Below are 24,297 nucleotides of genomic sequence, written 5' to 3'. Positions count from 1 at the left end.
TAGAGATTTTGTGGCAGTCATTCATGCCGTGGTAGCTCAGATGGTTAGAGCGCACGACTCATAATCGTGAGGTCGACGGTTCAATTCCGTCCCACGGTACAAAATAATTTAAGCCTGATTCGAACAGAGTCAGGCTTTTTTTTGATGCTACACTATCTCTAAAAATAATACCGAAACCCAAACCCACCGTTTCCGGCAAAGCCAATATCCGGGGTTAAATCAAGTATAGGGGCAATTTCAACAAAAAGGTCAAAGGGAATGTTGGGAAAGAGGTAGGCAAGTCCGAGTGGAGCCCGAATACCAAATTTGGCGTCATTTGCAAAAAGTACCCGAGCACCAACACCGTGGTAAAAGTAAAGGTTTGGGTTTTTGGTGATGCCATCCTGAAAGAGCAAATTGGTATGCAGATGCAACGCTTCGTTTTGATCAGCCAGCGACCATGCAGCTCCAATATCGAAAGCACCACGGGTATTCAGATATTTCTTAACGGATACCCCGGTAGGCTCACCGATAATAACACCCACGCCAAATGAAGGGCGCTCGGCCTGGGCAAATACATCACCCGAAAAAATACAGGTTATTATAAATATGAAAATTCCCGGGAAACAAAGGCTTTTAAACATAGAATAGATGTAAGTAGAAAATTTAATTCAGAGAAGATAAATTTTGATGGCACAAAATCCATGTAATTAATTAAGCTGTAATCTATTTGACAGTTTTACCGTATGGGGATTCGATTGATGAAAAATTATTTGTTTATTTAGAGCTATAAATCAAAAAGGCGGGAATGAAAAAGTCGGAACAATATGAAATGGCACTGCTGGCTGAGAAAGCCTTGGGGAAAGCGGAGTCAAAGTATGCAGAGCTAATAGAAGAGCTGAAGCAGGAAGAGGATTTTAAACCGGGTAACCTGGCTGTTTCTGTTTACGATTCGATCCGTAACCTGTCCCGGAAAGTGGAAGCTTATCTTAAAGATCAGATTTCCATGGATAAACTTATTGATGAGTTCGTATTTGAGCATGATATTATCGAAGGGGAGATGGAAATCGAAAAAGAAGCTTCTCCAAAAATTAAGCGACTTGCCAAAAGGCTGCTTTCCAGTTATGAGGATTTTATTGTGAAGGTAGGTGGCAAAAGAAAGCTCAGAAAACTTGAAAAAGCCGAAATGCTTACTTACCCCAAAAAATCAAAGGGGAAAGCTTATCTGTTCTGGTTAGTTGGATTTTTTGGCATCCTGGGATTTCATCGCTTTTACCTGGGCCGTACAGGAACGGGTATTGGGTGGTTGCTTACGGGCGGACTTATGGGGTTTGGTGCGCTATATGATTTGTTTGCCTTGTCTAAAATGGTGGAAGAGCAAAATATGTATAATGAACTCCGGGCTGCTAAATTGAAACAGTTGGCTGGAGATTAAACAGGTTTAAGGAAGTTTTTTGACAAAAAAAAGCTGACGCCAAATCAATGGTCGTCAGCTAATATCATCTACAGACGGCTATTACCCCATTTGCACTATAAACATACATTTATGCCAGAAACCCGTCAATGGAGGGATTTACGTAATTTTTATACGTGAAAATACGTAGAGCCTGTTATTTGTCTTTGACATATTTGTCGAACCAACCAACAAATCGCTCCAAACGGTCTTTTTGGAATGTGGGCTTTCGGATGCCATGGTGCTCACCCGGGTAAACTACAAGTTGTGTTTCAAGGCCCAGCCTCTTCATTGCCTGATACATCTGTTCTGATCCCAAAATGGGTACGTTCCAGTCTTCAGCGCCACCAATCCAAAGTGTTGGTGTAGTTACCTTATCTACATCATTAAAGGGTGAAATACGTTCCCATTTTTCAGGTGTTTCCCAGGGGAGTCCAAGTTCTTTTTCCCAGGTTAATTGATAATGATCATGCCCATAGTTTGAGCGATATAATGTTTCACTGGCTCCTGAAATAGCTCCATGGAATCGATCGGATTTTGTGATTACGTAATTGGTGAGAATGCCTCCATAAGACCAGCCCCCAACACCTAATTGATTTGGATCTGCGATACCCATGTCGATAGCATAATCAACACCAGCCATTACGTCTTCAAAATCTTTATTTCCCCAGTCGGCAAATAGCACTTCCGAAAAAGCTTGGCCATAGCCAGAAGAACCTCGCGGGTTGATGAGCAGTACGGCATAACCATTAGCTGCATAAAGCTGAGGAATAAAGCTAAAACTGTGATCATATTGTGCAACAGGACCACCATGAAGCCAAAGTATAGTGGGTACCCGTGTTCCACTTTCATAATTAACCGGCTTAACTAAAAACCCTTCAACTTGTGTTCCATCAGCACTTTTGAATTGAATTTCCTGTGTTTCTGCCAGTTCTTTCTTATCGAGGAGTTCTTTGTTGAAAAAGGTCAATTGGTTGTTTTTACCTTTATTGAAAACATAAATTTCATCTGGCTGATTTAGTGTGCCCTGTAAAGTTGCAACCAAACCGTTTTTTTGATGGAAACTGCTAACGGTAAGATCACCGGAAATTACCCGTTGCAGATTTTGGCCATTAGGTTTGATGCTAGCCAATTGAGTTTCCCCACGGTCTTCCAGTAAAAATGAAATCACATTTCCATTGTCGGAATATGCCGGAGAGGAGATATTTCGATCGAGCTCTTTAGTGAGAACTTGCATGTTTCCGGATTCTCCGGCTTTTGAAACGGCTAAGTGATTGGTCGCATACCAAATAGCGCTGGTGTCAATAATAGAGATATGGGCAAGATGTTTTCCATCGGGGCTCCACGCCGGCGAGTAATCACTTCCGGGGTTACTTGTTACCCGAATGGGTTTTTCATCCTCAGAAGGATTATCTGCATCAATAATCCAGATGTCATCATTTGAGTTGCCGTCAGGGTTGTCAGTCCGATTACTTACAAAAGCGATATGCTGTCCATCGGGGCTCCACGTTGCCTGGGAATCGTCATAATCACCAAAGGTGAGTTGAACGGCAGCAGTATCTCCCGGGGTAAAGGTGTAAATGTGGTTTCTGCGCCGGTCTAAATAGCCTGCATAATCTCTTTTAAATTGAAGTCGGTCAATCACGTAAGGTTCAGGTCTTTCCGATTCTTCTTTAGCATCTTTGATAATCAATAATAATCGGCTTGCATCCGGAGACCATTCATAACCTGAGACTCCCTGCTTAATGTCTGTTAGCTGAATAGCTTCGCCTCCCAAGCGGTTGAGTGTCCAAACCTGTGTTTTTTCTTCATCACCTCTTGAGGCTAAGAAAGATAGATATTTCCCATCGGGACTCCATTTCGGACTACTTGCAGAATATCCTTCAGCGGTCATAGGGAGAGGGTCACCTCCCTTAACAGGGCTCATCCAAATTCTGGTTTCTCTTTCATCTTCCTCGTAATCTGTTTCGGTTACGGTATATGCAATCCATTTGCCATCAGGGCTGATTACAGGAGATCCAACAGATTTTAATTTGAAGTAATCTTCAATGGCGATATGCTCTGAATTAGTTTCATCCTGAGCAATTGCTGTGAAAACTCCAAGGGTAACCATCGGAAGGATTAGAAAAAGGCGGAAAATATATTTTGAAATCATAATGTCAATTTCTGATGCTGTGTTAGTAGGTAATGATGTAGTAAAGTGAACGTAGTATTTGTAAAAATAGGCTTCGGCCGAACATCACCGATAAAGTATAGGAAGAAAGGATATTAAAAAAGGGCTTGTTCATTTTCCATGGCGAAACGAACGAGAGCAGCGGTGTTCTTTAGCTTCAGTTTTTTCAGGAGATTGGTGCGGTGCTTTTCAACCGTACGGGGACTGATGTAGAGTTTAGAGGCAATTTCAGTACTGGTAAGCCCTTCGGTTAAAAGCCCCAGTATTTCACGCTCGCGGTTTGTGATGGATTTCACCGGATCCGGGCGTTTCTTCTTCTTGGCCAGCCGGATGTATTCTTCCGTCATCATTCGTGAAAATTGTTTACCAAGAAAACGCTCACCTTCAGAAACTTTTTCAGCTGCATCTATTAATTCCAAATGATGGGCTGATTTATGAATCAAACCAAAGGCACCTGAGTCTAAAAATTCGTTTAGGGTCTTTTGGTCCGTATTATCGGCGAGCAGCAGAATATTAGCGTCGGGATTTTTAGAGATTATCTTTTTTGCAATGATAATACCTTCCATTTCTGGCATGGAAAAAGACAGGATACATAGTTTTGGCTGTACACTTTCAAAAGCAGTGAGCACGAGAGCGCCATTGTCAACCTCACTGCAGATATTAAATGCACCGTGATCTCGCAAAATGGAACTGAGTCCATATCTGAAAATTTCGTTGCCGTCCGCAACAATTGTATCAATTTTAGACATTTTACCTCCCCAGGTAGAAATGGTTTTTTCTCCGACCCACACGGAGAAAGGACAAATAATGTAGGTAAAAATAGGGGAAGTTCGCCAATTTAAATTTCGAGCCGGATTCTAAAGGCGAATTTACCCGTCATTGCGAGGAGTCCAAAATGAAGAATTTAGGTTTGGGATGTGTAACGACGAAGCAATCTCCTGATAGCACTATACCAAGTTGCATAGGGACGTTTAATCTAGATTTCTTGCACTGTTTTATACTCTAATTCAAATGATTCTTCAATCAGTTCTGACTGTTTTAGAGTGTACTTATCTTTACAAATTTGCTTAAGCTTTTTCATGTCTTTGTCAGAAATATTAACTCCAGCAATGACTTCTCTAATACATTTAGGGGATACATATATCTTTCTTTCGATTGTTGGATAAGAGACTACTCTATATTCATTTTCAAATTCCCAAACAGGTGATTTATAGCTATATAATTTTTTAAAATAGTATCCCAGATAAAGAGGGCTTTTTTTCTGAATTGGTTTTATACCCTTTGGGTAGCCTGAATAATCAGCATTTCCATAAAATAAACCTGTAGGAAGTTTTTCTTTTTGGAATTGTAAATGTAAGGACTCAAATAGGTTTTTAAAGTTAAAAACTACAAGTAATCCTTTATGGCTATTTCCGTAGTGTCCCCATAGGGCATTACTTTTTGCATTTTTTGAAAATGAAAGGACTCCAACACTCTTATCAATTCCAGAATATCTTTTCTCAAAATGCTCTTTTCTAAAATTCTCTTCTTCCCAATCTTCCCAAAATTGTTTAAGAAGTTTTTTCTTCTCAAGATGTTGGTCAACAATAGAGAGGTTTTTAAGTCTTTCAGACTGCATTAAACCGATGTAGGTAAGCATCTCTCTGTCTGTAGCATCTGAATAATTTGGGGAAACCCGACAATCAAACGGATCATTTAATTCTGAAGGGGCAGGAAAGTAAATCTCTCCGTTTTCTAATAGCCTTTCCTTATTACTGTCTAGTTGACAATATTTATAAAGTAGATCGGGATCTGAAGAACTTGGTTTGTTACCAATCCAGTTTTCTTGCTTTGATGACATTAAAAAGTATTTAAGTTTCTAGAAGAATCCACAGAATAAAGAAATTAATAATGGATTTAAAAGTCCATAACACGGTACGTATCCAATTGGTGGACACCAGCTTCCTGATAGCCTCTTTGTCTTTAGCTTTCTCAAGTTTGGAATGAGCCGGAACAGAAAACAGGCCGGTAGCAACCCAGATTCCTATTACAAGATAAAATCCAACGGCATTCAGTGAAAACCAGCCGTCTATCCATGCCAATCCGAAGGAAGAGGTAATCTCAGTTACCATTAAAGGGATCACAATTTTGTCAATGCTCTTTACGTGATGCTGCTGAAAGGCTTCGAAGTTATCAGTTCCTACGAAATGAAAAGAAGGATAATGCACCAGTTGAACTATCCAGATTAATCCCGTCATAAAGAAGGAAGAAAAGGTGTTTAACAAAAAAATCAGTTCATATGACATTGGAGTAAGCGATTCGTTTACATTATGTGTATTTTCAGCGCCTCATTAACCAAAAGTTTATCACTTACGATTCATCGAAACGAATGACCCTTAAAAGAACACATACCTGCGGAGAACTTACCGCAAAAAATATTGGCGACGAAGTAATTTTAAATGGCTGGGTTGGTCCGCGCCGCGACTTGGGCGGTGTGATTTTTATTGATTTAAGAGACCGCTACGGAGTTACCCAGGTTGTTTTCACAGAAGAAGATGACCAGCTTCATGAAAAAGCAGAACAATTACGTGCAGAATATGTGATTGGAATCAAGGGTAAAGTTATTACCCGGGGTGAGGATAATATCAACCCGAAATTGCCTACAGGTGAAATTGAGATTGAAGCGACAGAATTAGTTTTCTATTCGGAAGCAGATACTCCTCCCTTTGAGATTAAGGATGACATCAAGACCAATGAAGATGTTCGCTTGAAGTATCGCTATCTGGACTTACGCAGACCTGAGGTGCAGCAAAAGTTGATGTTGCGCTCAAAGTTCTATCAGTCGGTGCGTTCTTTTTACCATGAATTGAATTTTGCAGAGGTAGAAACGCCGGTTTTGATGCGCAGTACACCAGAAGGCGCCCGCGATTACCTGGTTCCAAGCCGTGTAAATCCTGGTAAGTTTTTTGCACTTCCTCAAAGTCCGCAAACCTACAAACAGCTTTTAATGGTGTCGGGCTACGACCGCTATTTCCAGATTGTGAAGTGTTTCCGGGATGAAGATCTTCGTGCTGACCGACAGCCTGAATTCACCCAAATAGATGTGGAGATGAGTTTCGTGGATGAAGAAGTGATCTACGAAACACATGAGGCTCTTTGGAAGAAAGTTTTTAAGGATACGATTGGATATGAAGTAGAAACCCCATTTCCGCGGATGACCTACGAAGAGGCCATGAACACCTACGGCTCCGATAAACCGGACACGCGTTTTGGTCTTGAGTTCAAGGATTTTTCTGAGATTGTAAAAGACGCGGAATTCAAGGTGTTTTCCGGAACGGTTAAAGATGGGGGTGGCGTGGTTGGAATTACCGTGCCGGGACAAGGAGATATGGGGCGAGGTGCCATCGACCGGCTCACCGATCGCGTAAAAGAAGAAACCGGTGCGGGTGGATTAATCTACATCAAGATGCAGGAAGACGGTCCGCTTTGCAGCGTAGCAAAATTCCTGACGGATGAAATTGTGGAGCAGATGGTGGAGAAATCCGAAGCGAAGGAAGGAGACTTGGTGCTCATCCTTGCCGGACCAAAACCGGATGTTCTAAAACAACTTGGACAACTGCGCCTGATGATGGGCAAAGAGTTTGAACTGATTGATGAGTCGAAGTATAATTTCCTGTGGGTAACGGAATTTCCGCTTTTAGAGTGGGATGAGGAAACTCGTCGTTACCATGCCATGCACCATCCGTTTACTTCACCAAGACAAGAAGATGTGGAACTGATGGATTCTGATCCTGCAAAAGTTAAAGCCCGCGCTTATGACCTGGTCCTGAACGGAAATGAGCTGGGTGGTGGTTCTATTCGTATCCATAATCAAAAAATGCAGCGCAGAGTATTTGAGCTTTTGGGCATTTCGGAAAAAGAAGCGGAAGAGAAATTTGGTTTCTTGCTAGATGCCTTCAAATATGGAGCACCTCCACACGGCGGAATTGCTTTTGGGGTTGATCGTGCAGTGATGTTACTAACCGGAGCGAAAAGTCTTCGTGACGTAATCGCCTTCCCGAAAAACCAAAAAGCGCAAAGCATGATGGATAATTCACCTGGTGTAGTGGATGAAGATCAGCTTGACGAACTGCATATTTCAATTAAGAAAAATATTAAAGAACAAATATCGTGAAAACCGCTGGACTAGACGGCTGTAAAGCAGGCTGGATTCTCATTACGTTTGATGAGGGCGAAGAAAAATATGAAGTGCTCAGAGACCGTGAGACACTTAAAGAAGCTTTTGAAAACTATGACCGGATTTTTATCGACATGCCCATCGGTCTTGAAGATGAAGAATATACCCGGAAAGCTGACGAGCTCCTTCGTAAGAAACTGGGGGGTGAATATGCTTCCAGCGTATTCAGTCCGCCAATCCGCCCGGCACTAACTGCGCCGTCTTATGTGGAAGCGAATATGATCAGCCATGAATACACCGAGAAAAAGCTGACCTTGCAATCCTGGAACATCACTCCGAAAATTCAGATGGTGGATGAGTTACTGCGAGCCGACAAAGAATTGATCGATAAAGTGCTGGAAGCTCACCCTGAGCTGCTGTTTCAGAAGCTGAATGGAGGGATGATTTATCAAAAGAAAAACCTGAAGAAAGGAATTAAGCATCGCTTAAAGCTTATCGAAGATCGTGAACCCATTGCAGAGGATTTTTTCCGGGATATCAAGGAAGATTTCAGGCGGAATGAAGTGGAAGAAGACGATATTGTGGATGCAATGGTGCTCGCCTATTGTGCTAAAATTTCCGAAGAAGAAGGAATTAAAACCTTGCCTGAAGAATTAGAATACGATTCTGAAGGTATGCGAAAAGCCATACACTACGTGTAAACTATCCAATATCGAATGATCAACACGGAATGATCAGGGCATTTCGGAATTAGATACTTCGTGTTGGAAATTGATTATTCTTTATTCTTAAGGATTTTCTTGTACTTAACGCCGGCTTTATACACTCGGTTGATACCATTGAAAGCGGCAATTCGGTAAGCTTCACTGTAGGTTGGATAGTTCAATACGTGGTTTATAAAATACCGGATATCTCCTCCTAACGACATAACGGCTTGCCCGAGATGAATCAGGTCACTGGCGCGCTCGCCTAGAATATGGATGCCTACCAGTTTCAGTGATTCCGTTTCAAAAACCAGTTTCAGAAGTCCATCTTGCTGGTTACTGATATCGCCTTGTGTGATGTTTTTGTAATAGGCTCTTCCAACGGTTACATCCAGCCCATTGGCTTTTGCTTCTTTTTCAGTCATACCAATACTGGAGATTTCAGGAATAGAGTAAATCGCGTGTGGTATTTCGGGAGGTACATCCAGTGCCTCAATGCCAAACATCCGGCAGGAAGCGATACGCCCTTCAGAGAAAGCAGAAGATGCCATTGCCGGGAATCCTTTTACATCTCCGCCAGAGTAGATATTAGGAATAGATGATTGATTGTTATCATTGACGATTATGTATCCTTCATCGTCCACTTCCACCCCGACTTCTTCAAGTCCGATGTTATCGGTATTCGGAACTTTACCCCCAAGATAGAGCACGTGCTCGGTTTCAATTACCCGGTCGCGCTTATTTTCGTTGTCATTTCTGAGGTTGTATTTAACTTCCGTGGTATTTCTCAGAGCATTTTGCTTGATTTCAATGTTTTCGGCGTCCGAAAAGACTTCAATCTTTTGTTTATCGAGAATCTGCTGAAGCTGTTCAGAAATCTCATTATCCAGAAAGGGAAGGAACGTGTCGTTTTCATTTAAGATAGAAACACGGCTGCCCAGGTTAGAAAATGTAGTTGCATATTCGAGTGCCCGAACCCCTTCTCCAATTACAACCAAGCGGCGGGGAATATGGGTAAGACTAAGAATAGAGGTGTAGTCAAAGACCTTGTCATGGTCCAGATCGAATCCTTTTGGTTTAACGGGTTTACTTCCTGTTGAAACTAAAATGTATTCGCCCGAATACGTTTTTTTGGTTCCATCTGAAGCTTTAACTTCTACTTCATGGTCACTTTTTAGCTTGCCAAATCCACGTACTGTATCAATTTCATTCTTATCGAAATCGGCTTTAACCTTGGTGTTTTTGCTTTCCAGAATCTGATTTTTGTACATCAGAAGATCAGCCATCTGGTGATGCTGATAAGCTTTTTCTTTAGCCAGGTCTTTAAACTGGTTTTGAAAGCGTTGTATAATTCGAGCTGTTTCCCGAAGGGCTTTACTGGGGATGGTACCCGAGTTGATCCATGTTCCTCCAAAAGAATCTTCGTTGGCTTCAATGACCAACACTTTTTTATCAAATTTAGAGCTTTGCATGGCGCAGGAAAATCCCGCAGGCCCGCTTCCAATAACAATAACGTCGTAATCGTACTTCATAAATAGGCTGAGTGAGAGTGTGAGCTCAAAGATACTTCAATTTTAAGAGGATTTCAGAGTTACATTCACTCATAGTGTTAACATATCTAAAAGATAGATTGTTTAGATGGGTGCAGGAACGAATTTTAGCGGGGTATTGCTTATGTTTGGGAACGATAAATTAAAGGCGCACAACTTGTAAGCGTCCATTTAACCAGAATTTAATTTGGAGGTAAAAATGGCTTATTCTCTACCCGATCTTCCTTACGACTACGATGCATTAGAACCACACTTCGATGCTCGTACCATGGAGATCCATCACACAAAACATCACCAAGGTTATACAAATAAGGTGAATGCAGCTCTTGAAGGTCACAAATTTGCTGACCTTGATATTGAAGAAGTATTACGCAGAATTGATGAAGTACCTGCAGATAAGAAACAGGCTGTAATTAATAATGGCGGTGGGTATGCAAACCATAAACTTTTCTGGACTATCCTTTCTCCAAATGGCGGAGGAAAGCCGGAAGGTGATTTAGCTGATGCCATCAATGATACTTATGGCAGCTTAGATAAATTCAAAGAAGAGTTTTCCAATGCTGCAGGTTCGCAGTTCGGATCCGGATGGGCATGGTTGTCTGTTGACAGCAGCGGAGACCTTCACGTTCACTCAACGGCAAACCAAGACAGTCCCTTAATGAAAGGATTTACTCCTATTCTTGGACTCGATGTTTGGGAACATGCCTATTATTTGAACTATCAAAATCGTCGTCCCGACTATATTTCTGCATTTTGGAATGTAGTAAACTGGGATCAGGTAGCCGAGAATTACGAAGCTGCTAAATAAACACGATGTTTGATTAGTGATTTTTGGCGGTGAACATTCTTGTTCACCGTCATTTTTTATTTTATGGGATCACTGTTTTTGATGAGAACTATCAGAATTAGCAATTGAGCAGCTGGTAAAAATTAATGCGAGAGTTTGTATATTTAAACGAATTAAAAATCGACAAGAGGTAATGTTATGCAATTTGGATTTGGTGTAGGCCCTGATACTTCCTGGATGCGTGAAGAACTCACTCAGTTTGGAGTAGAAGAACTAAAAACGACGGAAGATGTAGACCGTGCAATGAAAGAATACAAAGGTACCATGCTTTTGGCTATCAATTCTGTTTGTGGATGCGCGGCAGGTAATGCACGTCCCGGACTTGGAATTGCACTGGAGCAATCTGATGTGAAACCAGATCATATGGTCACGGTTTTTGCGGGGCAGGATAAAGAAGCAACAGCTCATGCACGTGATTACTTTTCAGAATATCCTCCATCTTCTCCTGCTTTTGCATATTTCGTGGATGGAGAGATCAAAGCTATGATTCCCCGTCACCGGATTGAAGGCCGTACTAAAGATGAAGTTGCGGCAGATCTTAAGATGGTTTTTGAAGCTTTCTCTAAAGAGAACAGAGAGAAAGCTGAGAAAGAATAGAAAACCATTCTTATCATAAGTGTTATTTGAAAGCCGGCTTTAAAGTCGGCTTTTTTTATGTATCGACAATCTGATTACCTCAATCTTGCCGGTAAGAGGAAACAAAAACAAGGAGTTTGGCAGGTAGTAGTCTTTTTGAGAAGTATATAGTACATTTTGGAAACAAATCTACCGGCTATGAATGGCGAAATTTCCAAGAAAGCTATTATTGTAGAAGATAATCTCATTCTTTCGCTTTTATATGAGAACTATCTCAAAGAAATGGTTTTTAAAACCGTTGGGGAGATTAAAAGTGGAGAAAAGGCTGTTGAGCTTGTAAAAAAATACACGCCTGATGTAGTCATTATGGATATCATGCTGGATGGGAAAATGGATGGTGTGGAAGCTGCCACGGAAATCCGAAAGTTTTCGATGGCACCTATAGTGTTTATCACAGCCAATACAGATCCTGCTCACCTGAAAAGAGCAGAGCAGATTGAAAACTCTAAGTTTTTACGAAAGCCTATCTCTGAAGATAAACTCAAGAAAGCAGTCAATTATCTGTTGTCTAAGCCCAAGGTTTAGCCTTTATTTATTGGCTCCGAAATCGATTTCTTTCCCATCTTTAAAAATTCGGGTGCCTTCAGCACTTTTCTTTTCGCCTTCCGGTCCAAATCCATAAATAGTTGAGGCCAGTTCTTCTTCAGACCGATCTTCACCAACTTTTCTGGGCTCGTCTTTATAAAAACTATCCATATGTAAGGTTTGGGTTGGGAATGCAAATTCGACTCCTGTTTCTTTGGCGAGCTTAAGTACCTCGAGGAAGAAATTATGTCGTTGCTGTAGTTCAGTGCTCCAATCGGAGACATCAAAAAAGACGTATACCAAAACGTCCAGAGAATGAGCCCCAAAGGAGTTAAAGTGCACTTCATACATATCCTGCCGAAAATGTTTGTTGGCTTTCACAATGGCTTTAATGCCTTCAACAAAGGCCTCCATTTGTTCGGGTGTGGTGGAATAGGTCAGGTTCAAAACCGTTTTTAGTCTTCGGTATTTTCGCAAACCCAGGTTGTCGATATCGGTGTTGGCAAGGTTTGAATTGGGTACGCTCACCAATGAATTATAGAAGGTTCGAACTCGGGTAGAGCGGAAGCCTACTTCCTCCACCGTTCCTTCCACATCCCCAACTTTAATCCAATCGCCCATTTTAAAAGGACGGTCGAGCAGGATGGTGACGGATCCAAAGAAATTGGCCAGCGTTTCCCGGGCGGCTAATGCTACGGCTAAACCACCAATTCCAAGACCAGCTATCAGAGAAGCAACGTTGTACCCATTGTTCTGAAGGATAGCGATGACACCCATCACAATCACAAAAAAGCGCAGGGTTTTACGGATGAGAGGTACAAGCTGATCGTCAAGCTGAGTTTCGGTTTTCGAGGTAAGTACACTCAGGTATTGCGAAAATACATCAGCCAGATTATAAAGCAGCCAAACCACACCGACCGAAACCACGATTTCCAGGATGGCGGAAAGATAATAACTGATATTCACCGAGAACTGCAGATTGGAATAAGTAAGCAGGAAAAAGATCATCAGAAAAATAAAAGCAGCCGGTTTTTCTACACTGTCAATCAGGTCATCATCCCAGGTGAATTTCGTTTTTTGAGCTAATCGCTTCACATAATTATCGAGTATAAAGCCGAAGATTTTCATCAGAATGAGCCCCGTCAACAGCCAAATAAATACTGCGATATACTGCCAGATTTCAATACCCAGCCATTCATTGTGTGCCCATTCGGGGAGATTATCAGTAATCAGAGTTACATATCCCGAAAAAGTATCATCGTATAATTCCGGAATGCGATTGATGGTAGCTTCTGAGAATACCCACTGGTTTTGATCTGATTTAATCAGGTACACTTCGGGTAAAGATGGGAACAAAATATACTGCTGAAGTCCGGACAGGCTGTCGGTGTAGTTGGGATTGGAGGGAATCTGATTATAATCGATGAGCAGACCACGGGCATCCAGTACTTTTAAAAGTTCGCTGGCCAGTTCCAGTTTTTGTGCTTCTCCGGAATCAGAAAGCTTCATGGTTTTAATAACAAAATCCGGACTTTTATGGCCGCTCTGCTGCCAGTGCAAAAAGGTGTGAACGGCTCTTCTTGGGTTAGCCAGAAGGTCTTCGTCTCTTGGCTGTGGCTGATTCTGAAATGCAGAAAGGTCAGGGATTATGAACAGTAGAGCTGTAAGCACTAAAAAGCCGGATTTCATTCGGGCAGACATAACTCGGTTTTTTTGATTTGGAATAAGTCTCCAAATCTAAGAAATGTGGAGCTTGTTCTGAAAAGAGATAAGCAGAAATAAAAAGGCTCCGACGCAAAGCGTCAGAGCCAGGTTGTATTTTGGCGTAATAGCCAGTGAATCAGGTTCGATTAATCAGTTATGATTCATCATTTTTGTTGTTCCCTGACTTACCCCGGTCGGCCATTGTTTTGAAGGCTTCGAGGAAATCCATTGGCAGTGGGAGGAAGGCAAAAGTGGCGTTCTCCTCACTGATTTCATTCATGGTCTGTAGGAACCGCAACTGTAAGGCGGCTGGTGCAGTTTCGATCATCTTGGCAGCATCCACCAGTCGTTCTGCGGCCTGAAACTCACCTTCAGCATTAATGACTTTCGCTCGTCGGTCACGTTCGGTTTCAGCCTGCCGTGCCATGGCACGTTTCATGTTTTCCGGAAGTACCACATCACGAACCTCAACAGAAACCACTTTTATTCCCCAGGGATCGGTTTGGGTATCGATATTCTGCTGAATTTGTTTGTTAATTTTTTCCCGATTAGCGAGCAGTTCATCCAGTTCAACCTGACCAATAATACTTCGCAGCGTTGTTTGCGCCAGCATAGATGTAGCATGTATATAGCGCTCAACCTGAATAACAGCTGCTTCAGCATCCACAACCCGGAAGAAGGTGATCGCATCCACATTAACAGTTACGTTATCTTTGGTGATTACTTCCTGACGGTCTACATTGATAGTTAAAACGCGCAGGTCAACGCGCTCAACTTTATCAATGAACGGAATCAGCACGATCAGGCCCGGACCTTTTACGCTTTGGAATTTACCAAGCCTGAAGACAACGGCTCGTTCATACTCACGCAGAATTTTGAAAATCTGTGGGGCTAATAACACAAGAAAAACAACGATAGTTATTAGCCATGTGATATAGCCAGAAAAAATCTCAGTTGACTCCATGTTCAATCTCCTTATTTGGGGTGTATGATTTTACGGTAACGGTGAGTCCTTCAAAACGGACAATCTCGCACCATTCGTTAGATTCAATTTCTTCTCCTTCGGTAACAGCATTCCAATATTCACCTGAAATGAGCACCCGGCCACCTTTTTCATTTACATCATCAATCACTTTTGCTTTTTTACCAATCAGTGATTCCAATCCGGTTCGGTGTCGGGTGAATTGGGCTTTAATACCAGATGTGGCAATCCATCCAAAAAAGATAACAGTCATAATGGTAGCCGGAACCAGCCAGTACCAATCGAGCTGCATGTTTTTGGGAAATTCCTGGAAGAGCATGAGGGCACCAAGAAAAAAGGAGACGGCGCCTCCTGTCATCAGTATTCCAAAAGTGGGGGTGAACGCTTCAATCAAAAACAAAACGATAGCTAATCCGATCAATACAAAACCAGCCACGTTGATGGGCATGGTAGCAGATCCATAAAGCAGTAAAATCAGCGCAATTACTCCGGCTACACCCGGCACAATAGCTCCGGGATTGGTTACCTCGCCTACAATACCATAAATGGCGACCATGGTTAAAATCAGCATAATTTCAGGGCGCATGATGAAACTGAAAAATTGCTCTGCAAAAGTTTCACCTTCCCGGGTAATACTGGCTTTGGATGTTTGGAGAGTATCGCCTTCGATAACTAACCCATCCATTTGAATAAGCAGTTCATTTAAGTCCTGAGATACAAAATCAATTACATTCAGCTCAAGAGCTTCAGTTTCGGTGATGGCAGCGCCATCCCTAACAGCTGATTTTGCCCATTCTGCATTCCGGTCACGCTCTTTCGCGATGTTTTCGATGAAGCTTTCTGAATAGTTAAAAATCTTTTTCTGCATCACGGAGTCCTGTTGCTGTCCGCCCATAGAAACAGGTGAAGCCGCACCAATAGTGGTTATAGGTGCCATAGCTGCAACATGAGCTGCCAGCGTGATGAAAGTGCCGGCGCTTCCCGCATTGCCTCCTGATGGGGTAACATAAACAGCAATGGGCATTTCAGAGGCCAGCATTTCCTGAACAATATCTTGTGTTGAGGTAAGTAGTCCGCCAGGAGTATCAAGTTCAATGATAAGTATTTCATCACCTCGTTCACGAGCAATTTCTAATCCTCTTCGGATATAATTGGTGGTAGTTGGTCCTATAGCTCCCTGAATGGTAATGACAGTAACTGATGGCTGAGCAGTTGAATCAGACTGTGCATAGGAAGACGGAGCAAATACAGAGGTAAGAAAAACCCCCAGAATAAACAGTGATATTTTTTTGATCATGCCCATATAAACCTAATGCTAACCGTATTCTTAAGGTTCCATTTATTGTAAGCAATCGATGGAAATAAACAAAGCTTATTCGCTGCGAATGGCGTTAACCGGATTGATTAGAGCTGCTTTTATAGAATGGTAGCCTACAGTACCCAGAGCAATGATCAAAATCAAAAGACCTGACCCTAAGAATAAAAGAGGGAGCGAGCTGATGAAATCGAAGCGGTAAGAGAAATTCTCAAGCCATTTTGAGCCCAGATAGTAAGTTACTGGCCAGGCGATGATATTTGCAATGCCCACAAGAATGAGGAAATCTTTGGAAAGTAAGCCAACAATATTGATAACGGAGGCACCAAGACTTTTTCGAATTCCTATTTCTTTTTTTCTAAGCTGAGCCGAATAAGATGCAAGCCCCAGAAGGCCCAGGCATGCAATTAGAATACACAATATAGAAAAGGAATTAGAAAGAGAGCTCATGGTCGTTTCGGCTTTATAGATCTCATCTAATCGGTCATCAAGAAAGCGATACTCAAAAGGATCAATAGGATTAACTTCTTTCCATGTTTTTTCAAGGTGTTCCAAGGCCCCGGTTACATCACCTGGAGCAATTTCTACAGCAGTATGTTCTATTGAGCCCAGAATAGGTCGAGTTCCTTCTACCAGGCGAAGAATGAGGGGTTCAATTTCTTTTTTGAGGGAAGTGTAGTTGAAGTCTTCCAGCACACCGATAACACTAAAAGGCTGCCGCTCTCCACTGGGCGGGTAGTAATAAAAAATTTCCCCCAAAGCCTCCTCAGGTGTTTCAGCGTCAAGTTTTGAAAGCATTTTTCTGTTGATCATTACGGCATTTTCCGCGTCTGTGGAGAAATCTCTGGAGAAAGAACGGCCGGCTAAAATTTCCAGATCAAAAGTCTCAATTACGTCATGCGTAACGTGAAGAACCAGGTTCATTCCATCTTGGTCCTCTCCGGTACCGGCAGGCATATATCGATAATATTCTTGTTTTTCGGAACCGGGGATTTTGCCAAGCCCTGTAACTGACTCAATTTGTGCATGGGTCAGGCTCTGCTCTTTAAAAGTCTCAAATTCCCAGGCAATCAGGTTTTGTTTGGTTGGCAGCATCACTACAAAGTTTTTGTCGAAGCCCAAGTTCTTATCCTGAATATATTCGAGCTGCAGATAAATGATTGAAGTTCCAATAATCAGAATTACTGATAGGGTGAATTGGAATGTTACCAGTACTTTTCGGAATAAGGATCCACCTTTTCTTGTTGCATTTCCTTTTAGCACGGCAACAGGTTCAAAAGAAGACAGGTATAATGCAGGGTAGAGTCCGGAAATTAACCCAACAAAAGCAGTAAGTAATAAGATACCCGGGATAGTATAAATGTTATCAAAGGGGCTGAAGGTGATAGACTTAGAAGTCAGCTCATTGAAAAATGGCAAGGCAACAATCAGAATAATGATTCCAAGAGTAATAGCGAACAGGGTAACCAGGAATGATTCCCCGATAAATTGATAGAATAGTTGTTGTTTATGACCACCCAATACTTTTCTCATCCCAACTTCACGGCTGCGTTCCATCGACCGTGCGGTAGAAAGATTCATAAAGTTAATACAGGCAATTATTAGTATAAACGCAGCAACAACAAGCAAAATGTAGATATAGGCTATGGAACTGTTTACTTCCATTTCCTGCTCGCGGTTCGAGTTCAGGTAAATATCTGTGATTGGCTGGAGTTCAGGCTTTACGGACTCATCCATCGGCCATCCGGAATAGGCGCGGTAGTATTTATCTTCCAGAGTAACCAGTTGGCTATTCAATGATTCAGAGCGGATATCATTTTTCAACAGTACATAGGTCCAGATCGGATTCCATAGCCAGCTCTGGTTATACTCCGGGCTGCTTGCATAAATTTCATTCAAGCTGGTGAATGAAGCTACCAGGTCAATTTTCATATGAGACTGTTCAGGCCATGGTTCCATAACACCGGTGACGGTCATTTCTCGTATGCCTTTGTAGCTGAGTGTTTGGCCGATTGGGTTTTCATCCCCAAAATACTTTTCGGAAAGTTCTTCACTAATTACCAGGGAAAGAGGGTTTTTGAGAGCTTCGGAAGGATTTCCCTGCACAAGTTCAGCTGAAAAGACATTAAAAAAAGTAGAGTCTACGAAATAGAAATTACTCTCCCGGAACGAGACTTGATCTTCGCGGTTGAGGAAGGTGTGATTCTCTTCCTGCATATCAAAAAAGCGCACGGTTTTCTCAACAAAGTCAGGGAACTCGGCGTCTAACACCGGGCCTAATGGGAAAGGGGTTGTAGCTTGTTCTTCCGTTCGGTCTTCCGAAGTCATGGTTTGAACCACGCGGAAAATACGATCAGAGTTTTGGTGAAATTTATCGTAGCTCCATTCATTAAGCACATAAAGCACGATTAACATGCTGGTGGCTAAGCCAATAGCCAAACCCAAAATATTAATGAGAGAGTATCCTTTATTTTTAATAAGATTTCTTATCGAAACCTTAAGATAATTTTTAAACATCAGCGATTCCTATCACTTTGCCAACAGACCAAAACATCCAACTAAAGTCCCATATTTATTTTGCGAGTCAGAAGTGAAGTGAGAGTAGTCTGACTCAACGTATCATATAACTAGAGTGCCGAGGTTACAGATTGTTACAAAAAAAAGAAGGGATAAAATAACAGCCAATTTAAAAAAGCATAATATGAAGCAAAGAAATAAAGGCTTATTGGTTTTGAGTAAACCCATATAAATGTTGCAATGGAATTTAATCAAAGGGAATGTTTTAGGAAGCCCGTTTCTCAAGAAAGGGGATAATGTTATTCTCCAGAAGGTTAAATATGGGCTCTTTATAAGTCCTGCGCTGTGTAGCACCATTTAATGAGTTAGTAATAACGGCAACGCTGTTTAGCTCAGGGATCATAAATATATACTGTCCGCCAAATCCCCAGGCAAAAAATACCTTATAGCCAGCTACGGGTCGGTTCCACCACATGTATCCATAATCATAGGGATTATAATTACTCCGGGTGTAGGTTTTGAAAGAGTCTCGCACCCACTCTTTGGACACAATACGCTGGCCATTATAAGTGCCGCCATTCAGCATAAGCTGACCTATTTTCAATAAATCATCAGGCGTCATAGCCATATTGTTTCCGCCCATATAGAAACCGTTTGGGTCACGATCCCACCCTCCGATGTTGATATCCAATGGGTCAAATAAATACTCTTCTGCGAAGGCCTTTGTACTCATGCCGGTTGCCTTGGCTATGATAACTGAAAGAAGGTGAGAGGTGCCTGTGCTGTAGACCATAGTGTCTCCTGGTTCTTCCACAAAAGGCTGATCAAGTTGAAATTCGACCCAGTTATCGCTTATCACCCAGGCACCATAATTATAAAAACTAGTAGTCTCTAACCCGGATTGCATGGAAAGCAGGTTCCGGAGGGTGATACGTGCTTTTTTAGGGTTTGGGTTTTCTTCAAAGTATTCCGGAAAATAATCTCCCAGAGTTTCATCCAGTGCAATATCACCTTTATCTACAGCGATACCAGTCAGAAGAGAAATAATGCTTTTTGAGGCTGACTTTATGTTGTAGGGATAATCAGGAGAAGCATTGCGAAAAAACTCTGCACCCAGTAATTCCCCATTTTGTTGAATGAGTACGCTTCGCAGTGTATTTATTGATTCAGCTTCATCAAAAAGGTTATCTATTGAGTTCTTTTCAATAGGCTGTGCAAACAGAAAAGCATTACACAGCAAAAAATAAGATGTAAGCAAAATGACTCGCAAGGGAGATATATTCATTCTAGATTTTTAAATCGAAAGGTTACCGGAATTTTATCATCAAACGGTGAGCCGATGTGATAGAGTTCCCATTCAGAGTCATAATTCATGATTCGATCCCTAAGGATAGTGATTAAATCCTCAGAACTTCCATTTTCTGAATGCCAGTCAAAGGTTTCGACACGGAACTTCAGGTTTCGCTTTTCGCCATTAACATGAACATCGAGGTTAACAACGCTTTCTACATTTGGGACGGTAAATTGAACACGTACATTATGCATGGTTTCTCCGGTTAAAGTGAATAACGGGCAATTATACTGTCAATGGGACAAAAAAGATGCCATTTTCTGAAAAACGCACTTTAATTTGCACAGAGGGGTATCTGAGGGAGAAAAGCGTTCGGAAACAGACAGCAACTGTTCGGTTCTGGACGGTGTGAGCTATCTATTTCCAAAGTAAAATCCTTTTATCAAATCATTGTCGGGAAGGCTGGAAATGCTCTGATCTCCCATCAAAAAGGAAATAACATGCTGATACGCTTTATCAAGTTTCTCCAATTCTTTTTTCTCTACAAAAACGGTAAAGCTGTAGATGCGTTCATTTCCCTGGAATACAGTAATGCGATAGTTTTTGGTGATATCCCGGTCTAATCGAATGGAAAAAAGATGGTATTCGAACTCATGTATTTTCTTCCCTGGCTGAAGTTCTTCGGTATCTTCCTGCTTTTTTATTTGTTTTATGATGGAAGCAAAATCAGGTTCGGGCGGAAGCTCTGGTGGTACCTGATCACCGTTGAAAAGCTTTTTGATAAACTGAAGCATTGAAATGGATAACCGGTTCGAATTTGTTATAAACTTACATTAAAATAAAAGTAAAAAAGGAGTTTTTATGACTTTCTTGCCATCAGGAAACTGGTTAGACAATATCAGCAATGTTATTTATGCAGAAACTCAGCAACACGAACATCATTTTGACTTGACGGTTAACGAGATCCATAAGATAACAGGAGCCGGAACCCTTGATTTTGGAGGCAGTGAATTTAAGCCTGCAACTACCGAGAAACTAAACCCTGAAAAACAAAAGGCGGATGATGACTATGGATGGTGGAAGCTTCGGGAAGGTCCGTATAAGATCATCTTCAATGAGTCATTGAATGACCTGGATAATAAGGTTGCACTCATTTCACCACATCCTCACCTTAGAGAAGCTGGGGTGGTAGCTGATACCTATTTGATTACCACTGATAAAGAATCCGGAATTTTTTCAATCAATATCACGATTTCTGAAGCCGGCTGTAATATCAAGGAAAATGCCCGTGTCGCTGAATTAAGGGTGATTGGTAGTTAATTTTCTGCGGGTTCCTTATAAGGATTTTCTTTTACAAGAGCACCATCCTGCAGGTTTATAATCCTGTTTCCGTAGTCAGCCATTTTTTCGGAATGTGTAACCTGAATGATGGTGACCCCTTCTTCATTGAGTTTCTTAAACATCTCCATGATTTGCTCGCTTTGCTCGGAATGAAGGTTCCCGGTAGGTTCATCAGCTAAAAGCAGTTTTGGGCTTCCAATAATAGCTCGGGCGACGCCCACTACCTGTTGTTGCCCGCCGGAAAGTTGTGGAGGGAACAGATCTTTCTTAGCTACAATATTGAACCTGTCCAGAATATCAGCAACCATAGCTTTACGCTGTTTACTTTTTACTTTACGATACAACAACGGCATTTCAATATTTTCGTATACGGTTAGCTCATCGATTAGATGATAGGCTTGAAATACAAAACCAATATGCGACTTATGATAATCCGATTTTTTGCGTTCGCTCAGGTTATGAACCGGTTCACCCAAGAAAGTATATTCCCCTTCTGAAGCATCATCTAAAAAGCCAATAATATTTAGAAGGGTTGATTTTCCTGCTCCGCTGGGCCCCATTATCGTTATGAATTCCCCCTCCTCAATGTCCAGATTAATTCCTTTCAGGATGAAGGTGCGTTGAAACCGCTTGTCGATGTATTTGTCTATGTTTCTAAGTTGGATCATTTTTTTGTAATCAGTTCTCAGTGTACAGTCAGCAGTGAATAAACAGACATATGCTGTAAAATAGTCACCGTTCTTGTGTAACTGAATTTATTCACTTCTTAAACTTTCTATGGGGTTTGTTACGGCGGCTTTGATAGATTGCCAGCTAACGGTTAGCAGAGCGATTGCTAATGCAGACAGTCCTGCCAAAATGAAAATTATTGGTCCAATTTCAATGCGATAAGCAAAGTCTGCCAGCCATTGATTCATAAAATACCAAGCTATGGGAATTGCGATTAGAAGCGATAATCCAACCATTTTTAAAACTTCAATATTCAGCATTAAAATGATCTGTTTAACTCCGGCTCCCATAACTTTTCGGATACCAATTTCTTTAGTTCTTTGCTGAGTAGAATAGGTAGTAAGTCCAAATAATCCAAGGCAAGCAATAAATAGCGCGAGCAGGGTGAGGCCACCAAATACCTGTCCTAACTTTTGTTCGGCACCATACTGTCGATCTAAATCATCACTGAGGAAATAGTACCAGAAATGACTTCCCGGTGTTACGCTGTTCCATGTTTCTCTGATTTGAGCTAACGTCTGTTCTGTACTTCCGGCGCTCAACTTAATGACAGTCATATTAATGTCATTGCTGACATGAATAACAAGTGGTTCAACCGGGTTGTGGAGGGAGGCGTAATTAAAATCGTCAACTACGCCAATCACTTCTCCCTGCTTGGCAACTTCAAAAGAAGAACCATCTTCACTAAAATTATACCATGATAATTCTCTGCCTATAGGATTATCCCAGCCAAGATAATTTGCCGCAGCCTGATTGATTACAAAAGCCTGTGTAGCATCTGTTGAAATTTTCTCTTCAAAACCTCTGCCCATTGCCATTTCCATTCCTAGAGTTTCCATGAAGCCGGGGTTAACCCTAAGAGTTCGCATAGTAGGTAAAGAATCAGGAGCCATTTCGGCTGTTCGGATGGGATAGAATGGCAGGCGCTGTCCGGGTACATTATATGCCGCTGAAACCAGTTCTATTTCGGGCATCTTTTCCAGTTCTGCTTTCATAGCTTGATAATTTTCAGCTCCGGTAATAATGATTTTTTCATCACTGAAACCCAGGTCTTTCTTTTGCATGAAGTTGATTTGGGAATAAACCGTTAAGGCTGCTACAATCAAAAAGATGGAAATAGTGAATTGAAAGACTACCAACCCTTTTCGAAGGTTTCCGCCCGATGAAGAAGCTCTGTCTGTGTTTTTTAAAATACTAACGGGTCTAAATTTCGATAGGAAAAATGCAGGATAGCTGCCCGATAACGTACCTACTAAAAGGGCCAGTCCGAAAAACCCTGTAATAGCCATCCAGTTTTGTTGGTAAGGGATGGTTAGTGGGTTTCCTGTAAAATTGCTGAAAAAAGGCAGGCTGATTTCAACCAGAATTAAAGCCAAAGACAAGCCCATTAAGCTAAGAATAATCGCTTCGCCTAAAAACTGACCAATTAGCTGACTTTGTTGGGCCCCTAACGCTTTTCGCATGCCTACTTCTTTTTTCCGCATGGTGGAATAAGCGGTAGATAAGTTCATAAAGTTGATGCAGGCAACTATTAAAACAATGATTGCTATGGTTGCCAGAATTACTACATAATTGAAATCTCCGGTAGCAGCAATGTCTTTTTGAGCCTTTTCAAAATAGATGTCATTCAGGGGTTGAAGATATGGGGCAGGAAAGTTCTCTTCCGTGTATTTGTCGAATGTAGATGCAATCGCAGTTTCAACCTGATCAGGTTGAACATGTTCAGGGAGTTGAATGTAAGTATAGAATCCTGCCCAGGTCCAATTCTCCATCATACTGCCCATAAATGTTTCCAGCAATTCGATTGGAACCAAAAATTCGTAGCGGTGATGTGAATTTAATGGCACGTCTTCAAAGACGCCGGTCACTTCTAAGTCACGGCCCCACATGGTCAGGGTTTTTCCAAGAGGACTTTCTGTACTAAAATATTTCTCAGCCATCGACTCACTGATTACAATTTGATTCGAAGAAGAAAGAGCTGTTTCCTTATTTCCCAGAACCAGCGGGTGAGTAAATACATTGAAGATTTCAGGATCAGTAAAAGTGATATTTCTTTCGGCAAATTGTTTGTCCTTAGAAATGATATCTGAAGGTGACTTAATCGGCCAGAACCGTACAACATCTTGGACAATTTCTGGGTAGTCATTTTTGAGAGCAGGGGCTAAGGTAGGTGGAGTTGCTGCAATATCTCCATTAAGTACTCGGTATATTCGTTCTGAGTCAGTATGATAATCGTCATAACTCAGCTCATAATTCACCCACAAGCCAATAATGATGCAGGCTGCAAGCCCAACTCCCAAGCCCACTGTATTGATAAAAGTGTAAGATTTATTTTTTACTAGGTGACGAAATGCAATCTTGATGTAATTTCTAATCATAATATTCTAAGATGAAG

Annotated in this window: 22 protein-coding genes and 1 tRNA gene; 8 read left to right on the top strand and 15 right to left on the bottom strand. The window is 41.6% G+C overall.

Translation table 11 applies throughout. The features are described from left to right. Nucleotides 1-25 precede the first annotated feature (25 nt). Nucleotides 26-99, top strand: a tRNA-Met gene (locus RIB15_RS03880). Between the two features lie 59 nt (nt 100-158). Here the strand turns inward: RIB15_RS03880 and RIB15_RS03875 are convergent. Further along, on the bottom strand, nt 159-623 hold the full coding sequence (locus RIB15_RS03875; protein ID WP_350200839.1) for a hypothetical protein: 465 nt from the start codon (nt 621-623) through the stop codon (nt 159-161). A gap of 164 nt (nt 624-787) precedes the next feature. Between RIB15_RS03875 and RIB15_RS03870 the strand changes: the two genes are divergently transcribed. Next, entirely contained in the window at nt 788-1,414 is a 627-nt protein-coding gene (locus RIB15_RS03870) for a TM2 domain-containing protein (protein ID WP_350200838.1), read from the top strand. A 175-nt stretch (nt 1,415-1,589) separates the two neighbouring features. On the opposite strand, the gene RIB15_RS03865 is transcribed toward RIB15_RS03870, so the two are convergent. The 4 genes from RIB15_RS03865 to RIB15_RS03850 all read right to left on the bottom strand — a co-directional run bounded on the left by RIB15_RS03865 (nt 1,590) and on the right by RIB15_RS03850 (nt 5,842). Next, entirely contained in the window at nt 1,590-3,587 is a 1,998-nt protein-coding gene (locus tag RIB15_RS03865) for a S9 family peptidase (protein ID WP_350200837.1), read from the bottom strand. A 113-nt stretch (nt 3,588-3,700) separates the two neighbouring features. Continuing rightward, nucleotides 3,701-4,354: a LuxR C-terminal-related transcriptional regulator gene (locus RIB15_RS03860; protein ID WP_350200836.1), complete on the bottom strand. Its 654-nt coding sequence runs from the start codon at nt 4,352-4,354 to the stop codon at nt 3,701-3,703. Nucleotides 4,355-4,581: 227 nt separating this feature from the next. Beyond that, on the bottom strand, nt 4,582-5,445 hold the full coding sequence (locus RIB15_RS03855) for a DUF2971 domain-containing protein (RefSeq protein ID WP_350200835.1): 864 nt from the start codon (nt 5,443-5,445) through the stop codon (nt 4,582-4,584). Between the two features lie 10 nt (nt 5,446-5,455). Then, complete coding sequence (locus tag RIB15_RS03850; protein WP_350200834.1) at nt 5,456-5,842, bottom strand: hypothetical protein; 387 nt, start codon at nt 5,840-5,842, stop codon at nt 5,456-5,458. Between the two features lie 131 nt (nt 5,843-5,973). Here RIB15_RS03850 and aspS point away from each other — a divergent pair, with 131 nt between their 5' ends. Both aspS and RIB15_RS03840 read left to right on the top strand, forming a co-directional pair. Continuing rightward, nucleotides 5,974-7,758 carry an aspartate--tRNA ligase gene (aspS, locus tag RIB15_RS03845; protein WP_350200833.1) on the top strand — a complete coding sequence of 595 codons (1,785 nt, stop codon included), beginning with the start codon at nt 5,974-5,976 and terminating at the stop codon, nt 7,756-7,758. Continuing rightward, nucleotides 7,755-8,462: a DUF429 domain-containing protein gene (locus RIB15_RS03840; RefSeq protein ID WP_350200832.1), complete on the top strand. Its 708-nt coding sequence runs from the start codon at nt 7,755-7,757 to the stop codon at nt 8,460-8,462. Before aspS ends, RIB15_RS03840 begins: the two co-directional genes overlap by 4 nt. Before the next feature lie 74 nt (nt 8,463-8,536). On the opposite strand, the gene sthA is transcribed toward RIB15_RS03840, so the two are convergent. Then, nucleotides 8,537-9,997, bottom strand: a complete 1,461-nt coding sequence (sthA, locus tag RIB15_RS03835) for a Si-specific NAD(P)(+) transhydrogenase (protein WP_350200831.1) — start codon at nt 9,995-9,997, stop codon at nt 8,537-8,539. Nucleotides 9,998-10,214: 217 nt separating this feature from the next. Here sthA and RIB15_RS03830 point away from each other — a divergent pair, with 217 nt between their 5' ends. The 3 genes from RIB15_RS03830 (at nt 10,215) to RIB15_RS03820 (ending at nt 12,023) form a co-directional block, all read left to right on the top strand. Further along, complete coding sequence (locus RIB15_RS03830; RefSeq protein WP_350200830.1) at nt 10,215-10,823, top strand: superoxide dismutase; 609 nt, start codon at nt 10,215-10,217, stop codon at nt 10,821-10,823. A gap of 177 nt (nt 10,824-11,000) precedes the next feature. After that, on the top strand, nt 11,001-11,459 hold the full coding sequence (locus RIB15_RS03825) for a BrxA/BrxB family bacilliredoxin (protein ID WP_350200829.1): 459 nt from the start codon (nt 11,001-11,003) through the stop codon (nt 11,457-11,459). 156 nt (nt 11,460-11,615) lie between these two features. Beyond that, on the top strand, nt 11,616-12,023 hold the full coding sequence (locus tag RIB15_RS03820; protein WP_350200828.1) for a response regulator: 408 nt from the start codon (nt 11,616-11,618) through the stop codon (nt 12,021-12,023). Nucleotides 12,024-12,026: 3 nt separating this feature from the next. Here the strand turns inward: RIB15_RS03820 and RIB15_RS03815 are convergent, their stop codons facing one another. The 7 genes from RIB15_RS03815 to RIB15_RS03785 all read right to left on the bottom strand — a co-directional run bounded on the left by RIB15_RS03815 (nt 12,027) and on the right by RIB15_RS03785 (nt 20,626). Then, nucleotides 12,027-13,724, bottom strand: a complete 1,698-nt coding sequence (locus RIB15_RS03815) for a mechanosensitive ion channel family protein (protein WP_350200827.1) — start codon at nt 13,722-13,724, stop codon at nt 12,027-12,029. A 157-nt stretch (nt 13,725-13,881) separates the two neighbouring features. After that, nucleotides 13,882-14,691, bottom strand: coding sequence for a slipin family protein (locus tag RIB15_RS03810; RefSeq protein ID WP_350200826.1), 810 nt, complete (start codon nt 14,689-14,691; stop codon nt 13,882-13,884). After that, the gene (locus tag RIB15_RS03805; protein ID WP_350200825.1) at nt 14,678-16,006 is read right to left on the bottom strand and encodes an NfeD family protein; all 1,329 of its coding nucleotides are present in this window, start codon (nt 16,004-16,006) and stop codon (nt 14,678-14,680) included. Before RIB15_RS03805 ends, RIB15_RS03810 begins: the two co-directional genes overlap by 14 nt. 75 nt (nt 16,007-16,081) lie before the next feature. Continuing rightward, on the bottom strand, nt 16,082-18,541 hold the full coding sequence (locus tag RIB15_RS03800; protein ID WP_350200824.1) for an ABC transporter permease: 2,460 nt from the start codon (nt 18,539-18,541) through the stop codon (nt 16,082-16,084). Nucleotides 18,542-18,806: 265 nt separating this feature from the next. Further along, nucleotides 18,807-19,826 carry a serine hydrolase domain-containing protein gene (locus tag RIB15_RS03795; protein ID WP_350200823.1) on the bottom strand — a complete coding sequence of 340 codons (1,020 nt, stop codon included), beginning with the start codon at nt 19,824-19,826 and terminating at the stop codon, nt 18,807-18,809. Next, nucleotides 19,823-20,086, bottom strand: a complete 264-nt coding sequence (locus tag RIB15_RS03790) for a hypothetical protein (RefSeq protein WP_350200822.1) — start codon at nt 20,084-20,086, stop codon at nt 19,823-19,825. The genes RIB15_RS03795 and RIB15_RS03790 overlap by 4 nt, the downstream gene beginning before the upstream one ends. Nucleotides 20,087-20,245: 159 nt before the next feature. Further along, nucleotides 20,246-20,626, bottom strand: coding sequence for a hypothetical protein (locus RIB15_RS03785; RefSeq protein WP_350200821.1), 381 nt, complete (start codon nt 20,624-20,626; stop codon nt 20,246-20,248). A gap of 67 nt (nt 20,627-20,693) precedes the next feature. Between RIB15_RS03785 and RIB15_RS03780 the strand changes: the two genes are divergently transcribed. Continuing rightward, nucleotides 20,694-21,152 carry a dCTP deaminase/dUTPase family protein gene (locus RIB15_RS03780; protein ID WP_350200820.1) on the top strand — a complete coding sequence of 153 codons (459 nt, stop codon included), beginning with the start codon at nt 20,694-20,696 and terminating at the stop codon, nt 21,150-21,152. On the opposite strand, the gene RIB15_RS03775 is transcribed toward RIB15_RS03780, so the two are convergent. Both RIB15_RS03775 and RIB15_RS03770 read right to left on the bottom strand, forming a co-directional pair. Further along, the gene (locus tag RIB15_RS03775; protein WP_350200819.1) at nt 21,149-21,841 is read right to left on the bottom strand and encodes an ABC transporter ATP-binding protein; all 693 of its coding nucleotides are present in this window, start codon (nt 21,839-21,841) and stop codon (nt 21,149-21,151) included. The two genes, RIB15_RS03780 and RIB15_RS03775, sit on opposite strands and share 4 nt — an antisense overlap. Before the next feature lie 87 nt (nt 21,842-21,928). Beyond that, entirely contained in the window at nt 21,929-24,280 is a 2,352-nt protein-coding gene (locus RIB15_RS03770; protein WP_350200818.1) for an ABC transporter permease, read from the bottom strand. Between the last annotated feature and the right edge of the window lie 17 nt (nt 24,281-24,297).

Origin of the sequence: Gracilimonas sp. (assembly GCF_040218225.1) — a bacterium.
Lineage (GTDB): Bacteria > Bacteroidota > Rhodothermia > Balneolales > Balneolaceae > Gracilimonas.
This window is presented reverse-complemented; position numbering and strand designations above follow the sequence as displayed.

Coding starts and splice junctions, on each gene's coding strand:
- RIB15_RS03860 (WP_350200836.1), bottom strand. CDS start 4,354: ATGTCTAAAATTGATACAATTGTTGCGGACGGCAACGAAATTTTCAGA.
- sthA (WP_350200831.1), bottom strand. CDS start 9,997: ATGAAGTACGATTACGACGTTATTGTTATTGGAAGCGGGCCTGCGGGA.
- RIB15_RS03850 (WP_350200834.1), bottom strand. CDS start 5,842: ATGACGGGATTAATCTGGATAGTTCAACTGGTGCATTATCCTTCTTTT.
- RIB15_RS03775 (WP_350200819.1), bottom strand. CDS start 21,841: ATGATCCAACTTAGAAACATAGACAAATACATCGACAAGCGGTTTCAA.
- RIB15_RS03800 (WP_350200824.1), bottom strand. CDS start 18,541: ATGTTTAAAAATTATCTTAAGGTTTCGATAAGAAATCTTATTAAAAAT.
- RIB15_RS03785 (WP_350200821.1), bottom strand. CDS start 20,626: ATGCTTCAGTTTATCAAAAAGCTTTTCAACGGTGATCAGGTACCACCA.
- aspS (WP_350200833.1), top strand. CDS start 5,974: ATGACCCTTAAAAGAACACATACCTGCGGAGAACTTACCGCAAAAAAT.
- RIB15_RS03865 (WP_350200837.1), bottom strand. CDS start 3,587: ATGATTTCAAAATATATTTTCCGCCTTTTTCTAATCCTTCCGATGGTT.
- RIB15_RS03795 (WP_350200823.1), bottom strand. CDS start 19,826: ATGAATATATCTCCCTTGCGAGTCATTTTGCTTACATCTTATTTTTTG.
- RIB15_RS03770 (WP_350200818.1), bottom strand. CDS start 24,280: ATGATTAGAAATTACATCAAGATTGCATTTCGTCACCTAGTAAAAAAT.
- RIB15_RS03825 (WP_350200829.1), top strand. CDS start 11,001: ATGCAATTTGGATTTGGTGTAGGCCCTGATACTTCCTGGATGCGTGAA.
- RIB15_RS03855 (WP_350200835.1), bottom strand. CDS start 5,445: ATGTCATCAAAGCAAGAAAACTGGATTGGTAACAAACCAAGTTCTTCA.
- RIB15_RS03790 (WP_350200822.1), bottom strand. CDS start 20,086: ATGCATAATGTACGTGTTCAATTTACCGTCCCAAATGTAGAAAGCGTT.
- RIB15_RS03830 (WP_350200830.1), top strand. CDS start 10,215: ATGGCTTATTCTCTACCCGATCTTCCTTACGACTACGATGCATTAGAA.
- RIB15_RS03805 (WP_350200825.1), bottom strand. CDS start 16,006: ATGATCAAAAAAATATCACTGTTTATTCTGGGGGTTTTTCTTACCTCT.
- RIB15_RS03780 (WP_350200820.1), top strand. CDS start 20,694: ATGACTTTCTTGCCATCAGGAAACTGGTTAGACAATATCAGCAATGTT.
- RIB15_RS03870 (WP_350200838.1), top strand. CDS start 788: ATGAAAAAGTCGGAACAATATGAAATGGCACTGCTGGCTGAGAAAGCC.
- RIB15_RS03875 (WP_350200839.1), bottom strand. CDS start 623: ATGTTTAAAAGCCTTTGTTTCCCGGGAATTTTCATATTTATAATAACC.
- RIB15_RS03810 (WP_350200826.1), bottom strand. CDS start 14,691: ATGGAGTCAACTGAGATTTTTTCTGGCTATATCACATGGCTAATAACT.
- RIB15_RS03815 (WP_350200827.1), bottom strand. CDS start 13,724: ATGTCTGCCCGAATGAAATCCGGCTTTTTAGTGCTTACAGCTCTACTG.